This window comes from Pseudomonas sp. BC42, assembly GCF_021560055.1.
Lineage (GTDB): Bacteria > Pseudomonadota > Gammaproteobacteria > Pseudomonadales > Pseudomonadaceae > Aquipseudomonas.
This window is the reverse complement of the sequence record NZ_CP091067.1, coordinates 3,670,569-3,685,162: the sequence shown is the minus strand read 5'-3', so window position 1 is coordinate 3,685,162 and position 14,594 is coordinate 3,670,569. Positions and strand designations below refer to the sequence as shown.

Sequence of the window (14,594 nt, the reverse complement as noted above, 5' to 3'; positions counted from 1 at the left end):
AGGCGGTCAGCGATGAGTGGCTGGTGCGGAGCAGGGCAATGGGTTCATCGGCTAGTACACCGTTGCCGGTCCATCTTGGGCCAGCAGTTGCTGAAACTGTTGCGAGGACACCGCGTGGGATATGAGGAAGCCCTGCACCTGGGTGCAGTCGATCTTTCTCAGCAAGGCCAGCTCCTGGGCGCTTTCCACGCCCTCGGCGACCACCGTCAGGCCCAACTGCCGACCCAGGGCGATGATGCTGGTCAGGGCCTGGGCCAGCTCTTCGTTGGCGTGGCAGCCCTGGACCAGGGCCCGGTCGATCTTCAGTTCGGTGAAGGGCGTGGACACCAGGTTCATGTAGGAGCTATAGCCTTTGCCGAAATCGTCCTGGGACAAGCCGAAACCCTTGATGCGCAGGCGGCAGGCGCCCGCGTAGAAGTTGCTGATGTGTTCCGGGGTCGAGCATTCCATGAGTTCGAAGCAGATCTTCCCCGGTATGCCGTTGCGCTGGATGACAAAGTCATACAGGCGGTCGGCCAGGTCGGCGCTGTTGAGCAGGTGGGTCGGCAGATTGATCGAGACCGGGATGTCATAACCTTCCTCGCGCCAGCACACCTGGGCCGCCAGGGCCTGATCGAGGATCAGCCACAGCAGTTCTTCCTCCAGGCCGGCCTCGGTGAGCTCCGGAAGAAAGTCGCAGGGCAGCAACATGCCGTGCTGCGGGTGCATCCAGCGCACCAGGGCCTCGGCGGCAACGATGCGCCCGTTGTTCAGGGCCTTCTTGGGTTGAAACCAGGCTTGGATCTGCGCGTCGCGCAGGGCGTGCTGGAGGGTTTCACGGCTGCACTCGACCCACACCGCCGGCGTCGGTTCGTTGCTGGTAAGCCCCGGCAGTTGTGCCGTGATGCTGCGCAGGGCGGCCAGGTTGACCGGTTTGGAGATCAGGCCAATCACCCGCAGGCCCAGGTTGCGGGCCACCAGGCTGGCGCCCATGAGCATGCGCCGCGAAGAGGCGCTCATGATTGCCAGGGCCGGGCGCACACGATGGGTGGCCAGGCCCTGGATGAACTGCACACCGTCCATGCCGGGCATCAGCAGGTCCGTCAGAACCAGATCGAAGTGCCGCTGCTTGAGACGCTCCAGGGCCTCCCTGCCGTTGCTTGCGACCTCCAGCTGATACGGGCCCAGCTCGTTGAACAAGTGTTGCAGGTACATGTACTGAAACGGCTGATCTTCGACGATCAAAATGCTACAGGACTTCATGAGGGGCTCTTTCATAGGGCGCCAGATAGTTGAACAACGCTCTTAATGCAAACGGCTTGACCAGGCAGTGGTTCATCCCGGCTGCAAGACAGAGCTCTTCTTCTCCGCGCATTGCATTGGCCGTCGCCCCGATGATCGGGATCGAACAGCCCTGACGCCGAAGCTCTTTGGCCAGTTCGTAGCCGTTGAGCTTGGGCATGTTCACATCGGTCAGGATCACGTCGAAGTGCCCGGCTCTCCAGATGCAGAGCGCCTCTTCGCCGTTTGACGCCAATTCCACGCTGCAACCGAGCTCTTCCAGCTGATCCTTGAGAATCAGCTGGTTGATCACGTTGTCCTCGGCCACCAGGACATGCAGGCTGAGTTTTTTCAGTTCTCGGCTGTCGGGGTGCTCCTCGCTCGCAACCACCCAGACGCCCTGGGCCTGGCTGACCGCCTGGTGGATGGCCCGCAGGTTGTTGGTGTTGACATGCCAGCAGCCGCCCCGAATCCGCGGTTCGTTGTGGCCGTCGCCGCTGGCCAGCACCAGAGGGCCCTGCCAGTCCGGCTCCAGGCGCTGCTCCACGGTGCCGGGATGCAGTTCGATCAGCACATGGCCGCGGTTGCGATCCGACTGGGTCGGCAGGCTGAACTGGGCCCGGGCCCCCCAGCGGCGCAACCAGCCGGCCACGGACTCCGCCAGTTCGCGCACCGGCGACACCACGTAGATCATCTCCGGCAGCAACGGGCTGATCAGTGGCGCACTGGCCCCCAGGGAGGAGGCTTCCAGAGGCAGGGTCAGGGTGAAACTGCTGCCCAGGCCGAGTTCGCTGACCATGCGGATGTTGCCGTTCATCAACTGCGTCAGGCGCTGGCAGATCGGCAGGCCCAGCCCGGTGCCGGCGATCACGTTGGTGTTGCCCTCGGTCTGGTAGAAGGGCTCGAAGATCAGGGTCTGGTCGTCCTGGGCGATACCGCGGCCGGTGTCGGAAACCTGCCAGAGGATATTGCTGCGCTCACCGTCGCGGCTGTCCACCCGGACCCGCAGGACGATGCGCCCGGAGTCGGTGAACTTGACCGCGTTGTTCAGCAGGTTGCTGAGGATCTGGCGGATGCGCGTGACGTCGCCGAGCAGCACTTCGGGCAAATGCGGATCCACGCAGGCGTAGAACTGCAAGCCCTTGGCCTGGGCCGCGGCGGCATAACCCTGGATGATCTCGTGCACCAGATCCAGGGAGGAGAACTCGCTGAGTTCCAGGGCCAGTTGACCCGCCTCGATCTTGGACACATCCAGCACGTCGCAAATCAACTGCAGCAGGGTGCCGGACGAGCCCTCGATGGCCCGCAGGTAGTCTTTCTGCTGGTTGTCCAGCTGGGTGCGCGAGAGCAGCTCCAGGGTGCCGAGCACGCCGTACAGCGGTGTGCGGATTTCGTGGCTCATGGTGGCCAGGAACAGGGTCTTGGCTTCGTTGGCGGTATCGGCCAGGCGCTTGGCTTCCTCCAGCGCCGCTTCGATCTGCTTGCGCGCGCTGATGTCGCTGAAGGCGCAGAACAGCACGTCTTCGCCGTTGTAGCGGGTCGGCGCCGAACTGAGGTACAGATGGCGTCCGTCGGCGGTTTCGAAGTAGTCCGAGCTGTTGGGGCGATTGGGGTCGAAAGCCTGCTCGATCCAGCCGGCACACAGCTGGTCGCGCTCGGTGCCGTTGCCCAGCCACTGCTGGGACAAGGTGTTTTCCAGCACCACCTGGCCGTCGCTGCGGCGCAGCACGCAGAGCGCCACCGGGGCGATCTGGATCACGTCGCGGCTGAATGCCTCGCTTTCGATCAGGGCCTGGATCCGGTGCAGCGCCGGAGCGATCAGGCGCACCTCGATCCAGTGGCTCAGGAAGCCGATCAAGGCCATGCCGAACAGGCTGATCAGCAAGGCCGCAAGCAATTGCGGCCAAAGGCTCTTGAGCAGATTGTGCAGGTCGAAGGCGTAGACCAGTTGCCAGTCCGACGACCCCAGCTGTTTGCGGATCACCAGGTGATCGGGCCACCAGCGGCCGCCGAGAAACCCGAAGAAGCTGCCGCCCTGGACTTGCCGGACCTCCTCGCTCAACTGGGCGCTGGGGGTGCTGCTGAAGATCAGTCCACCCTGGGAGTTGAACATCATGAAGTCCCCGGCGCTTTGATCGCTGAGGGCGGCGGATACGCTGTTGCCTTCCATCTCCAGGCCCAGCCAGCCGGAGTTGGGGTAGCGCTCGTCGAGCCGGGTGAAGATGTACAGGCGGGCGCTGCTCGAGGAGTGATCCATCAGCCAGAGCTGTTGCCCCGTCGGGATCTGCGAGGAGTTCAGGCTGGCCAGCTTGGCCAGCATCAGTGCGGGCAGGTAGGCGGCTTCGGGCTGGGTACTGAACAGACGTTGGACAGGCGGTTGTTCGCCGTCGTGGACGTAGAGCAGGTTCAGCTGTTTGCTTTTCAGGTAGTCGCGCATGCGCTGGGTGAGCCAGACCCCCCATTGATGCTCCCCGGGGGCGCCCAGTTGCAGGTGGATTTCCTCCTCGGGGTCGCTGCTGGATTCATAGTTGGGGTTTTGCCGGGATTTGTGCACGGCCGACAGGCTCAGGCTTTCCAGCAAGGCTTCGCGGCTGGTGAAGAACGTCTGCGCTTCGGCGATGGCGCTGCTCATGTAGCTGCGCCGTTGCGACAGTTCATTGTTGATGCTCGAACGCAGGAAGTTGTAGACGGCGCCGAGCAGGCCGATCAGGAAAATCAGCGCGACGACACGAAGCAGCCGACGGGCTGCTTCAGGACTGGAAAAAAGGGGATTGATCTGATGCAGGTAGCTTTTTAATCTCATCCGCCAACTGTAATTGGGGGCATGACAAGCAGGGATCAGACAATTCTTAAATAACCGGAAGCAAAGGATTTTTATACTGTTGAAACTTTTCCGGACACTAAGTTAATTGTCTGAAAGAGCAACTTTGCGGGTAGTCACTTTCTTGCAATTAATCTCTTGTAACTTCGCTTGCAATCGAACATGTCTGATTCCGCTATAACGTTTAAACCATCTCCAGAGGCTGCTTGCGGCGAGGCGGGGTAAACACCTGATCCAGTGCCTGCAGGTCCTGGGGCCGCAATTGTAGTTCGCCGGCCCGGGCATTGAGGCGCACGTGTTCCGGATTCACGGCCTTGGGAATCACCAGCACTGCGTCCTGACGCAACAGCCAGGCCAGGGCCACCTGCGCCGGGGTCGCGCCATGTTCCCGGGCAATCCGCTGCAACTGCGGTTCGGCCAGCAGGGCGCCGGCCTGGCCGATCGGGCAATAGGCCATGATCGGCATCCGGCGCTGCTGGCAGGCGGGCAGCAGGTCGAACTCGATGCCCCGGGACTCCAGGTTGTACAGCACCTGATTGGTGGCGCAGGCTGGCGCGCCGAGTTCATCGAGGTCCGCCAGATCGAAGTTGGACACTCCCCAGCGGCGAATCTTGCCGGCCTCCCGCAGGCGCTCGAATGCCTCCACGGTCTCCGCCAGAGGGTAGTGTCCGCGCCAATGCAGCAGGTACAGGTCGATGACCTCGGTGCCCAGGCGCCGCAGGCTGCGCTCGCAGGCCAGGGGCAGGCCTTGGCGACCGGCATTGTGGGGATAGACCTTGCTCACCAGGAACACCTGATCGCGGCGCCCGGCAATGGCCTGGCCGACCACTTCCTCGGCGCCGCCTTCGCCGTACATCTCAGCGGTGTCGATCAGGGTCATGCCCAGCTCGATCCCGCTGCGCAGCGCGGCGATTTCCCGATCCCGCAGTCGACGATCCTCCCCCATGCGCCAGGTGCCCTGGCCAATGACCGGAACCTGGGTGTCCGCGAGCTCGAGCGTGCGCATGCTGCCTCCTGGGATCTGTGGCGAGTCGGATGGGAAGGGCACAGGGAAACAAAGCCGTGGGCGGCGGTCAAGTTCCGCTGTACGGACTCCAGACCGGCAAACCCCGGGGCGAGGGCGGCAATTCAATATATCTAAAAGGCATAAAATACTAATTATTTATTCCTTTGAAGGCTTTGGCCAAAGGTGCATGTTTGTCACCAGCCGCTCAATTCCTGAGTCCGGTGCCCGCAGAGGATTTGCCAGCATGACCATTCAAGCCATCAACGTACGCAACCAGTTCAAAGGCGTGATCAAGGAGATCCACGAAGGCCAGGTGGTGTCGGAAATCGACGTGCAGACCGCTTCGGGCATCGTGACCTCGGTGATCACCACCCGCTCGGTGCGCGACCTGGAACTGAAGGTCGGCAGCGAAGTGATCGCCTTCGTCAAATCCACCGAAGTGTCCATCGCCAAGCTCTGAGCCCGACCACCGGACATCGTCAACTCACAGGGGAGTGAACCATGCCGCACTCGCTGGATATCACCGCACTACCGATTCTGGACCTGAGCCAACTGGAGGCGAGCCAGGAACAGCGCCAGGCGTTTTTGCTCAACCTGCGCCAGGCCGCGCGGGACGTCGGCTTCTTCTACCTCACCGGGCATGGCATCGACAGCGATCTGCTGCGCCGGGTGCAGGAGCAGGCCCGGGCATTCTTCGCCTTGCCCGAGGCCGACAAGGCCGCCGTGGGAATGATCCACTCGCCGCATTTTCGCGGCTACAACCGCGCGGCTTCGGAGATTACCCGCGGCCAGCCGGACCTGCGCGAGCAGTTCGATCTGGGGGCCGAACGCCAGGCCCTGCCGCTGGACCCCGACAGCCCACCCTGGGCGCGCCTGCAAGGGCCCAACCAGTGGCCGGCGCAGCTGCCGCAACTCAAGCCGCTGCTGCTGGAGTGGCAGCAGGCAATGACCCGCATGTCCCTGCGGCTGCTGCGCGCTTTCGCCCAGGCCCTGTCCCTGCCGGAGCAGGCGTTCGACCCTCTGTACGGTGCACGGCCCAATGAACACATCAAGCTGATCCGCTACCCCGGCCGCGCTGCGGGGCAAAGCAACCAGGGTGTCGGCGCGCACAAGGACTCCGGGTTTCTCAGCTTTCTGCTGCAGGACCAGCAGGCCGGCCTGCAGGTGGAGGTGGAAGAGGGCCGCTGGATCGATGCGCCGCCCCGGGACAACACCCTGGTGGTGAACATCGGCGAACTGCTGGAACTGGCCACCCACGGCTACCTGCGCGCCACGGTGCACCGGGTGCTGTCGCCGCCGGCGGACCGCGAGCGGCTGTCCATCGCCTTCTTTCTGGGGGCCCAACTCGATGCCCGGGTGCCGCTGTACCCCTTGCCCGAGGCGCTGCGACAGGAGGCCCGGGGCCCGGCCAGCGACCCCCACAACCCGCTGTTTCGCGACGTCGGCTGGAACTACCTCAAGGGCCGCCTGCGCTCGCACCCCGACGTGGCCCAGCGTTACTACGCCGATGTCCTGATACCCAAGGCCCTGAGCGCCTGACCCTCATTCGTCGAACCAAGGATGATTGCCATGCTGAAGACCCCCCTGTTTGCCCTGGCGCTGCTGGCCAGCCTGGGACACACCCTGCCGGCCAGCGCCGCGCAACCGTTGCGGGTGGCCGCCGATCCGGTGCCCCACGCGCAGATCCTCGCCTATGTGCAGAAGCTCGACCCGCAACTGCAACTGAAGATCATCGAGATCCCCAACGGCGTGAATTCCAACGAACTGCTGGCCCACGGCGACGTGGACGCCAACTACTTCCAGCACCTGCCGTATCTCAAGTCCCAGGAACAGGCGCTGGGCCAGCCGTTCGCGGTGGCCGCCAGCGTGCATATCGAGCCTCTGGGCATCTACTCCCGGCGGCACCAGAACTTCGACCAGGTGCCTCAGGGCGGCAGCGTGGCGGTGCCCAACAATGTCACCAACCTCAGCCGCGCCCTGTACCTGTTGCAGAGTTACCAGCTGATCCGCCTCAAGCCCGGTTTCAGCGACCCGGCCCGGGACCAGGCCACCCCCAAGGACATCGCCGACAACCCGAAGCAGCTGAAAATCCTCGAAATCGAATCACCGCAGATACCCCGGGCCCTGGAGGACGTGGACCTGGCCGTGATCAACGGCAACTACGCCCTTGAAGCCGGACTGGTGCCGGCCAAGGACGCCCTGGGGCTGGAGAAGGCCGAGCACAACCCTTACGCCAACATCCTGGTGACCACCCCCAACCTGCAGGACGACCCGCGCATCCGCCAGTTGGCCAAGGACCTCAATTCACCGGAAGTGGCCCGATACATCAGTGAAACCTACTCGGGCTCGGTGATCCCGGTCGCGGGCCGCCAGCCATGATCCAGGTGGAGCAGGTCAGCAAAGTCTATGGCAAGGGCCAGCCTCCGGCCCTGGATCGGGTTTCACTGACGGTTCCCGACGGCGCGGTGTACGGCATTCTCGGCCGCAGCGGTGCCGGCAAGTCGACCCTGCTGCGTTGCCTGAACCTGCTGGAGCGTCCCAGCAGCGGGCGCATCCTGATCGATGGCCAGGACCTCGGCGCATTGTCCGAGGGCTCGTTGCGCCGGCAGCGCCAGGGCATCGGCATGATCTTCCAGGGCTTCAACCTGCTGCATTCGCGCACGGTCGAGGACAACGTCGCGGTGCCCCTGGAAATCGCCGGCCTGGCCAGGCCGCAACGCCAGGCCCGGGTCCTGGAACTGCTGGACCTGGTGGGGTTGAGCGACAAGGCCCGGGCCTTTCCTTCCCAACTGTCCGGCGGCCAGAAGCAGCGGGTCGGGATTGCCAGGGCCCTGGCGGCGCGGCCTCGCTATCTGCTGTCGGATGAAGCCACCAGCGCCCTGGACCCGGAAACCACCGCCTCGATCCTGCAACTGCTGACCCACATCAACCGCGAGCTGGGGCTGACCATCGTGCTGATCACCCACGAACTGGCGGTGGTCAAGGCCATCTGTAGCCACGCCGCTTCCCTGGCCCAGGGCCGGTTGCTGGAGAGCGGCCCGATCGGCCAATTGCTCGCGGACCCGCAATCGGCACTGGGCCGTGCCTTGCTGCCGGGCTACAACCTGCCGTTCAACGGTAGCCAGCCCGAAGCCGAACTGACCTTTTTCGATAACCAGCGCGCCGCGCCGCTGTTGCAGCAACTGAGTCGCCAGCAGGGGCTGCCACTCAAGGTGCTGGCCGCTGGTGTCGAGTCCGTGGGCGGCCAGCGGGTAGGGCGCCTGCGCATCGCCGCCGCCCCCGCCGATGCCGGCAAATTCCAACAACTGCTGACGGCCCTGGCCCAGCGAGGGATTCGGAGTGAACGCCTGTGAACCGCAGCCTCGATTGGCCGGAGCTGGCGCAACTGCTGCTCACCGCCACCGGCGAAACCCTGTACATGGTGTTCCTGGCCTCGCTGTTCACCCTGTTGATCGGCCTGCCCCTGGGGGTGTTGCTGTTCGTCAGCCGCCCGGGCGGCCTGCGGCCCATGCCCCGGCTCAATCGCCTGCTGGGCGCCCTGGTCAATCTGGGACGCTCCCTGCCTTTCGTGGTGCTGCTGATTGCCCTGATCCCCCTGACCCGGCTGGTGGTGGGCACGACCCTGGGCAGCACCGCGGCGGTGGTGCCGATCACCATCGGCGCCTTTCCGTTTTTTGCACGGATCGTCGAGAACGCCCTGGATGAAGTGGACAAGGGCCGGATCGAGGCGATCCTGGCCATGGGCGGGCATATCGGCCACGTGATCTTCAAGGCCCTGCTGCCGGAAGCCTTGCCGGCGCTGTTGGCCGGATTGACCCTGACCCTGGTGATGCTGATCGGCTTCTCCTCCATGGCCGGTGTGATCGGCGGCGGAGGCCTGGGGGATCTGGCGATCCGCTACGGCTATCAGCGCTTCAACAACCAGATCATGGTGGCCACGGTGCTGATCCTGGTGCTGCTGGTCCAGGGGGTGCAGAGCGTCGGCGACCGGCTGGTGCGGGCCCTGGCCCATCGGCGCTGAGTCCGGCGCGAAAGGGCGCTTCAGCGTCCTTCATGCTGCTTGCGATAGGCCCCCGGCTGCAGCCCCACCGCCTTGGTGAAGGCCCGGGTGAACGCGGCAATCGACTGATAGCCCACCGCGGCCCCCACTTGTTCCACCGTCTGGTTGGCCTTGAGCAGCTGGCAGGCATGGCGCATGCGCAGGGCCAGCAGCACCTGTCCCGGCGATTGCCCGGCCAGTTCATTGAAACGCTTGAAAAACGCCGAGCGCGACAGCCCGGTGAACGCCGCCATGCTTTCCAGGGGCCAGGCCTGGCCAGGGTGCTGGATCAACTGCTCCAGCAACGGGGCGAACCCCGGATGCCGGGCCAGGGCCACCAGGCCGCCGAGGTCCTGGTTGTCACTGACCTGCTGGCGCAACACATAGAGAAACAGCAGGTGGCTGAGGCGCTCCAGCAGTGCCGACGAGGGCGCGGGGGCGCGCTGGCACTCATCGAGAATCAGCTGGAACAGCGCCCGGGCAGCGCTCAGCGACGGATCGCCGGCCCGCAGCACCAGCCAGCCCGGCAGACCCTCGATGATCAGCGACGACAACCCGGGTTTGAAATGAAAGAAACCGCACACCAGCCCGACCCCATCCTGGGCGCCGGCATCCAGGGCGCTCATGGCGATGCGTGGCAGTTGCTGCGCCACTTCAGGCTGCGGGGCGCTGGACAGTCGATAGCCCAGATCCCGCAGCAGGAACACCGCATCTCCGGCGTTCAGGCGCAGGGGCTCGGGCACGCCGTCGATATGCAGCCAGCAATGGCCCTGCACGATCAGGTGGAAACTGGCCCGGGCCAGCCCCTGGGTGCTGGCGTGCCAGCCACCGCAGTAGCGCCCGACATGAAACAGGCTGGCGTCCAGTTCCAGGCTTTCTAATAACCAATCGACCAAGGGGCTTGATGAAATCATCTAAGGGAAACACTCAGGAGCAAGTAATCGCTACTTTAGAATATGGATCGGAATTCTTATAACCAACAGACTTGACGCACACCTACATACTAGGAGTCCACTCCATGTCCCGCGTCACTCTACACACCTTGCACACTGCCCCAGAAGCGGCCCGGCCATTTCTTGAAAACGCCCAGAAGAATTCCGGCTACATCCCCAACCTGCTGGGCATCCTGGCCAATGCCCCGGCGGCCCTGGAAACCTACGTCACCGTCTCGGGCCTCAACGCCAAGGCCGACCTGAGCCTGGCGGAGCGGGAAGTGGTGCAGTTGATCGCCGCCACCACCCACGGTTGCGATTTCTGTGTCGCAGGTCATACCGCGGTGGCCCTGAACAAGGCCAAACTCCCGGACCCGGTGGTCAGCGCCCTGCGTGAGCAGAGCAGTTTGCCCGAGGCCCGTCTGGAAGCCCTGGCGGCCTTCGCCCGGGAAGTGATCGCCACCCGCGGCAAGGTCAGCGACCAGGGCTATGCCCGGTTCAAGGCCGCAGGCTACAGCGAGGGCAATGCCCTGGAAGTGATCCTGGGCATCAGTCTGGCGACCCTGTGCAACTTCGCCAACGTGTTCGCCGGGACCGAACTGAACCCCGAGCTGGCCCAGTATCGCTGGTCGGCCCAGGGTCAATGATTCAGAGGCGCCGGCCATCGTGGCGGCGCCCCCATCAAGGAGAAAATCACATGCTCCATGCGCCATTGAGTCAATGGCTGGATGCCCAGGCCCAGGCGCTCGACCAGGGCCAGTGCGACCCCCAACAGGTGCTCGGCCGCCTGGCCGAGGCCGGAGTGCTGCGGGTTGGTATCGCACAGGACCAGGGCGGCAGCGGTGGCGACCTCGCCGAGGCCCTGGAAGTCATGGCCGCCGTGGCCGGGCATTCCCTGGCCGCCGCTTTCGTCTGCTGGGGCCAGCGGGCCTTCATCGAATACCTGCTGCACAGCCCCAATGAGGCCTTGCGCCAACGCCTGCTGCCGTCGCTGCTCGACGGCGAGCTGGCCGGGGCCACCGGGCTGTCCAACGCCATGAAGTACCTCTCCGGCATCGAAGAGCTGCAAGTCAAGGCGCGCGACCAGGACCAGGGCTGGAGGCTCGACGGTCGCCTGCACTGGGTCACCAACCTGCGCAAGAGCGGCTTCGTGGTGGCAGCAGCCATCGAACACAAGGAGGGCGGTGCGCCCTTTATCCTGGCGCTTCCCGATACCTTGCCCGGGCTGCAGCGCTCCGACGACCTGCAACTGATGGGGCTGCAGTCGAGCAACACCGCGGCCCTGGACTTGAGTCAGGTGCAGGTTCCGCGAGACTGGCTGCTGCACGACGACGCCCGAGTCTTCCTGCCAGCCGTGCGCCCGGCCTTCCTCGGCCTGCAATGCGCCCTGGCCATCGGTCTGGCGCGTCGCGCCCTGAGCGAGGTGCAGCAGCACCTCGGTGGCTCCCGCTCGGTGCTCCAGGAGCCGTTGCAGGAGCAACGCCAGCAGTTGGAACACAGCGTCGACGAGCTCAAGAGCGGCTTGCTCGACGGGCGTTTCCTGAGCCAACCGGCGGCGCTGTTCCGGGTGCGCATCGCCCTGGCCGAAGCCGCCGCCAACGCCGTGCAGCTGGAGTTGCAGGCCAGTGGCGGCAAGGCCTACCTGAGCGAGTTCGGCAGCGGTTTCGCCCGGCGCTGGCGCGAATCGGCCTTCGTGCCCATCGTCACCCCGAGCCTGGTGCAACTGCGCGCCGAACTGCAACGCCAAGGGCGGAGCGCGGCATGAGTGGCGTGCTTGATGCCCGACAGATCAGCCTGGGCTACCCCGGGGCCGACGGCTGGCACGCGGTGCTGGAAGACTTCGACCTGCAATTGCACGCCGGCGAAGTGGTGTCGATCCTCGGCCCCAGCGGGGTGGGCAAGTCCAGCCTGCTGCGGGTCCTGGCCGGCTTGCAGCAACCGCACAAGGGCCGGGTCAGCCTGCTGGGCGAGGAGCTCAGCGGGCCCCATCCACGGGTTGCGGTGGCCTTTCAGGACCCCAGCCTGCTGCCCTGGCTGAACCTGGAACACAACGTCGCCTTCGGCCTGGATTTTGCCCGCCAGCCGCACCTGAGCCCGGCGCAGCGCCAGCAACGCGTCGATCAGGCGATTGCCGCGGTCGGCCTGGAGCACGCCCGCCGGCGCTACCCGGCGCAGCTGTCCGGCGGCATGGCCCAGCGCACCGCACTGGCCCGCTGCCTGGCGCGGCAGCCCCAGGTGTTGCTGCTGGACGAGCCCTTCGGCGCCCTGGACGAGGTGACCCGGGCCGACATGCAGCAACTGCTGCTGCAGATCATCGGTCGGCAGCGCACCGCGGCGTTGCTGATCACCCACGACATCGACGAAGCCCTGCTGCTGTCCGATCGGGTCCTGCTACTGGGTCACAGCCCGGCGCGCACCCTCGGCCAGTGGTCCATCGACCTGCCGGCGCCGCGCGCCGAGCGGATCGAGGAGCTGGGCGCCCTGCGTATCGAGATTCTCAAGACCCTTCGGCGGGCGAGCCGCAATCCCTCAACTTCCCCATTGCCTGCACCGTCGGAGATTGACCATGTGCCTGGACGACTTCACTCACACTCGGCGTGATTTTCTCAAACTCAGCGCGCTGCTGACCGCCGGCGGCGCCATGCCGCTGCTCAACAGCCTGCAGGCCCGCGCCGCCCAGGAGCCGGACGCGCCGGTGCGCATCGGCTACCTGCCGATCACCGACGCCACGCCGTTGCTGGTGGCCCACAACAACGGCCTGTTCGAGGCCGAAGGCATCAAGGCCGAGCGGCCGGTGCTGCTGCGCAGCTGGGCCCAGGTGATCGAGGCGTTCATTTCCGGCCAGGTCAACGTGATCCACCTGCTGTCGCCGATGACCGTCTGGGCTCGCTACGGCAGCCGGGTGCCGGCCAAGGTGGTGGCCTGGAACCACGTCGGCGGCTCCGGCCTGACCGTGGCCCCGGGCATTACCGAGATCAAGCAATTGGCGGGGCAGTCGGTGGCGATTCCGTTCTGGTACTCGATCCACAACGTGGTGGTGCAGCAACTGTTCCGTGACAACGGCCTGGTGCCGGTGAGCAAGGCCGCCGGCAGTGCCCTGGGGGCCAACGAGGTCAACCTGCTGGTGCTGCCGCCGTCGGACATGCCGCCGGCCCTGGCCAGCCAGCGGATCGCCGGCTACATCGTCGCCGAGCCGTTCAATGCCCTGGCCGAGGAACTCAAGGTCGGCCGGGTGCAGCGCTTCACCGGGGATGTCTGGCGCAATCACGCCTGCTGCGTGGTGTTCATGCACGAGCACGACCTGAACAACCGCCCTGAGTGGTCGCAGAAGGTGGTCAACGCCATCGTCAAGGCCCAGCTGTGGACCCGCGACCACCGCGCCGAGGCCGCCCAGTTGCTGTCCAAGGACGGTGCCAACCGCTACACGCCCCATGCGCCCCAGGTGCTCAACCGGGTGCTGGCTCCGGCGGCCACGGACCGCGAGGCCTACCTGGCCAGCGGCGCGATCCGGCACAGCCACTGGGACGAGCAGCGCATCGACTTCCAGCCGTACCCGTTCCCCAGCTACACCCAAGAGCTGGTCAAGCGCCTCAAGGACACCCTGATCGAGGGCGACAAGGGTTTTCTCGCCGGCCTCGATCCGGCGCACACCGCCCAGGACCTGGTGGACGAGCGCTTCGTGCGCAACGCCATCGCCGCCGTCGGCGGGCTCAAGGCCTTCGGCCTGGCGGACAGTTTCGAGCGTAGCGAGGAGTTCGGTCTCTGATGGGCAAGCAACCTTCCTCCTTGAACCACTGGGTCCTGGGCCTGGCGGGGCTGGCGAGCCTGCTGCTGGCCTGGTGGCTGGGGGTGCACCTGCTGGGCGGCGGCAACGGCCTGGCGGCGCGTTTCTCGCCCGAGGCCACCTTCGCCAGCCTGGTGGAACTGCTGGGGCGTGGCGAGCTGTATGAGCACGTGCTGGTGAGCCTCAAGCGCATCCTGGTGGGCCTGCTGCTGGCGCTGCTGATCGGCGTGCCCCTGGGCCTCTTGGTGGGCAGCTACCGGCACCTGGAAGCGGCCACCACCCCGGCGTTCCAGTTTCTGCGGATGATCTCGCCGCTGTCCTGGATGCCGGTGGTGGTGATGCTGATGGGCGTGGGCGACCAGCCGATCTACTTCCTCCTGGCGTTCGCCGCGCTGTGGCCGATCCTGCTCAACACCGCGGCCGGCGTGCGCCAACTGGACCCGCGCTGGCTGCAATTGAGCCGCAGCCTCAGCGCCACCCGCTGGGAAACCCTGCGCAAGATCATCCTGCCGGGGATCCTGGGGCACGTGCTGACCGGGGTGCGCCTGTCCATCGGCATCCTGTGGATCGTCCTGGTGCCCTGCGAAATGCTCGGGGTCAGCGCCGGCCTGGGCTACTTCATCCTCGACACCCGGGACCGCCTGGCCTACTCGGAACTGATGGCCATGGTCCTGCTGATCGGCGTGCTGGGCTTTGCCCTCGACGCCCTGGCCCGCGGCCTGCACCGTCGCTGGTCCCACGCCTGAGCCTTG

At 65.5% G+C, this 14,594-nt stretch carries 14 protein-coding genes; 10 read left to right on the top strand and 4 right to left on the bottom strand.

The annotated features are described in order from the left end of the window. Window positions 1-51: 51 nt before the first annotated feature. The 3 genes from L1O02_RS16450 to L1O02_RS16440 all read right to left on the bottom strand — a co-directional run bounded on the left by L1O02_RS16450 (window position 52) and on the right by L1O02_RS16440 (window position 5,087). A complete protein-coding gene (locus L1O02_RS16450) occupies window positions 52-1,242 on the bottom strand; it encodes an EAL domain-containing protein (protein ID WP_108543511.1) in 1,191 nt (396 codons plus the stop codon). Further along, complete coding sequence (locus L1O02_RS16445; RefSeq protein ID WP_060839159.1) at window positions 1,229-4,063, bottom strand: ATP-binding protein; 2,835 nt, start codon at window positions 4,061-4,063, stop codon at window positions 1,229-1,231. The genes L1O02_RS16450 and L1O02_RS16445 overlap by 14 nt, the downstream gene beginning before the upstream one ends. 202 nt (window positions 4,064-4,265) lie before the next feature. After that, entirely contained in the window at window positions 4,266-5,087 is an 822-nt protein-coding gene (locus tag L1O02_RS16440; protein WP_108543513.1) for an aldo/keto reductase, read from the bottom strand. A 244-nt stretch (window positions 5,088-5,331) separates the two neighbouring features. On the opposite strand from L1O02_RS16440, the gene L1O02_RS16435 reads away from it, so the two are divergent. Genes L1O02_RS16435 through L1O02_RS16415 form a run of 5 tightly spaced genes read left to right on the top strand, consistent with a single transcriptional unit; the run spans window position 5,332 to window position 9,108 of the window. Beyond that, window positions 5,332-5,547, top strand: a complete 216-nt coding sequence (locus L1O02_RS16435) for a TOBE domain-containing protein (RefSeq protein ID WP_011061476.1) — start codon at window positions 5,332-5,334, stop codon at window positions 5,545-5,547. Window positions 5,548-5,588: 41 nt separating this feature from the next. Next, complete coding sequence (locus L1O02_RS16430) at window positions 5,589-6,626, top strand: isopenicillin N synthase family oxygenase (RefSeq protein WP_060839161.1); 1,038 nt, start codon at window positions 5,589-5,591, stop codon at window positions 6,624-6,626. 30 nt (window positions 6,627-6,656) lie between these two features. Further along, a complete protein-coding gene (locus L1O02_RS16425; RefSeq protein WP_060843503.1) occupies window positions 6,657-7,466 on the top strand; it encodes a MetQ/NlpA family ABC transporter substrate-binding protein in 810 nt (269 codons plus the stop codon). Further along, window positions 7,463-8,440, top strand: coding sequence for a methionine ABC transporter ATP-binding protein (locus L1O02_RS16420; protein ID WP_060843504.1), 978 nt, complete (start codon window positions 7,463-7,465; stop codon window positions 8,438-8,440). Before L1O02_RS16425 ends, L1O02_RS16420 begins: the two co-directional genes overlap by 4 nt. Continuing rightward, window positions 8,437-9,108, top strand: coding sequence for a methionine ABC transporter permease (locus L1O02_RS16415; RefSeq protein WP_108543517.1), 672 nt, complete (start codon window positions 8,437-8,439; stop codon window positions 9,106-9,108). Before L1O02_RS16420 ends, L1O02_RS16415 begins: the two co-directional genes overlap by 4 nt. A gap of 20 nt (window positions 9,109-9,128) precedes the next feature. Here the strand turns inward: L1O02_RS16415 and L1O02_RS16410 are convergent, their stop codons facing one another. After that, on the bottom strand, window positions 9,129-10,040 hold the full coding sequence (locus L1O02_RS16410; protein ID WP_060843506.1) for an AraC family transcriptional regulator: 912 nt from the start codon (window positions 10,038-10,040) through the stop codon (window positions 9,129-9,131). Between the two features lie 104 nt (window positions 10,041-10,144). Between L1O02_RS16410 and L1O02_RS16405 the strand changes: the two genes are divergently transcribed. From L1O02_RS16405 to L1O02_RS16385, 5 genes are read left to right on the top strand one after another with little or no spacing between them, the layout of a single operon-like run. Beyond that, window positions 10,145-10,705, top strand: a complete 561-nt coding sequence (locus L1O02_RS16405) for a carboxymuconolactone decarboxylase family protein (protein ID WP_108543519.1) — start codon at window positions 10,145-10,147, stop codon at window positions 10,703-10,705. Between the two features lie 50 nt (window positions 10,706-10,755). Beyond that, a complete protein-coding gene (locus L1O02_RS16400; RefSeq protein ID WP_108543522.1) occupies window positions 10,756-11,823 on the top strand; it encodes an acyl-CoA dehydrogenase family protein in 1,068 nt (355 codons plus the stop codon). Next, the gene (locus tag L1O02_RS16395) at window positions 11,820-12,659 is read left to right on the top strand and encodes an ABC transporter ATP-binding protein (RefSeq protein ID WP_108543524.1); all 840 of its coding nucleotides are present in this window, start codon (window positions 11,820-11,822) and stop codon (window positions 12,657-12,659) included. Before L1O02_RS16400 ends, L1O02_RS16395 begins: the two co-directional genes overlap by 4 nt. Beyond that, window positions 12,625-13,824 (top strand): ABC transporter substrate-binding protein, encoded by a 1,200-nt coding sequence (locus L1O02_RS16390; RefSeq protein ID WP_108543526.1) that lies wholly within the window; start codon window positions 12,625-12,627, stop codon window positions 13,822-13,824. Before L1O02_RS16395 ends, L1O02_RS16390 begins: the two co-directional genes overlap by 35 nt. Then, window positions 13,824-14,588, top strand: coding sequence for an ABC transporter permease (locus L1O02_RS16385; protein WP_060843510.1), 765 nt, complete (start codon window positions 13,824-13,826; stop codon window positions 14,586-14,588). The genes L1O02_RS16390 and L1O02_RS16385 overlap by 1 nt, the downstream gene beginning before the upstream one ends. The last annotated feature ends 6 nt before the right edge of the window (window positions 14,589-14,594 follow it).

What these genes read in the sequence shown, in the direction of transcription:
- L1O02_RS16450 (WP_108543511.1), bottom strand. Translation starts at nt 1,242, where the DNA reads ATGAAGTCCTGTAGCATTTTGATCGTCGAAGATCAGCCGTTTCAGTAC.
- L1O02_RS16445 (WP_060839159.1), bottom strand. Translation starts at nt 4,063, where the DNA reads ATGAGATTAAAAAGCTACCTGCATCAGATCAATCCCCTTTTTTCCAGT.
- L1O02_RS16440 (WP_108543513.1), bottom strand. Translation starts at nt 5,087, where the DNA reads ATGCGCACGCTCGAGCTCGCGGACACCCAGGTTCCGGTCATTGGCCAG.
- L1O02_RS16435 (WP_011061476.1), top strand. Translation starts at nt 5,332, where the DNA reads ATGACCATTCAAGCCATCAACGTACGCAACCAGTTCAAAGGCGTGATC.
- L1O02_RS16430 (WP_060839161.1), top strand. Translation starts at nt 5,589, where the DNA reads ATGCCGCACTCGCTGGATATCACCGCACTACCGATTCTGGACCTGAGC.
- L1O02_RS16425 (WP_060843503.1), top strand. Translation starts at nt 6,657, where the DNA reads ATGCTGAAGACCCCCCTGTTTGCCCTGGCGCTGCTGGCCAGCCTGGGA.
- L1O02_RS16420 (WP_060843504.1), top strand. Translation starts at nt 7,463, where the DNA reads ATGATCCAGGTGGAGCAGGTCAGCAAAGTCTATGGCAAGGGCCAGCCT.
- L1O02_RS16410 (WP_060843506.1), bottom strand. Translation starts at nt 10,040, where the DNA reads ATGATTTCATCAAGCCCCTTGGTCGATTGGTTATTAGAAAGCCTGGAA.
- L1O02_RS16405 (WP_108543519.1), top strand. Translation starts at nt 10,145, where the DNA reads ATGTCCCGCGTCACTCTACACACCTTGCACACTGCCCCAGAAGCGGCC.
- L1O02_RS16400 (WP_108543522.1), top strand. Translation starts at nt 10,756, where the DNA reads ATGCTCCATGCGCCATTGAGTCAATGGCTGGATGCCCAGGCCCAGGCG.
- L1O02_RS16395 (WP_108543524.1), top strand. Translation starts at nt 11,820, where the DNA reads ATGAGTGGCGTGCTTGATGCCCGACAGATCAGCCTGGGCTACCCCGGG.
- L1O02_RS16390 (WP_108543526.1), top strand. Translation starts at nt 12,625, where the DNA reads ATGTGCCTGGACGACTTCACTCACACTCGGCGTGATTTTCTCAAACTC.
- L1O02_RS16385 (WP_060843510.1), top strand. Translation starts at nt 13,824, where the DNA reads ATGGGCAAGCAACCTTCCTCCTTGAACCACTGGGTCCTGGGCCTGGCG.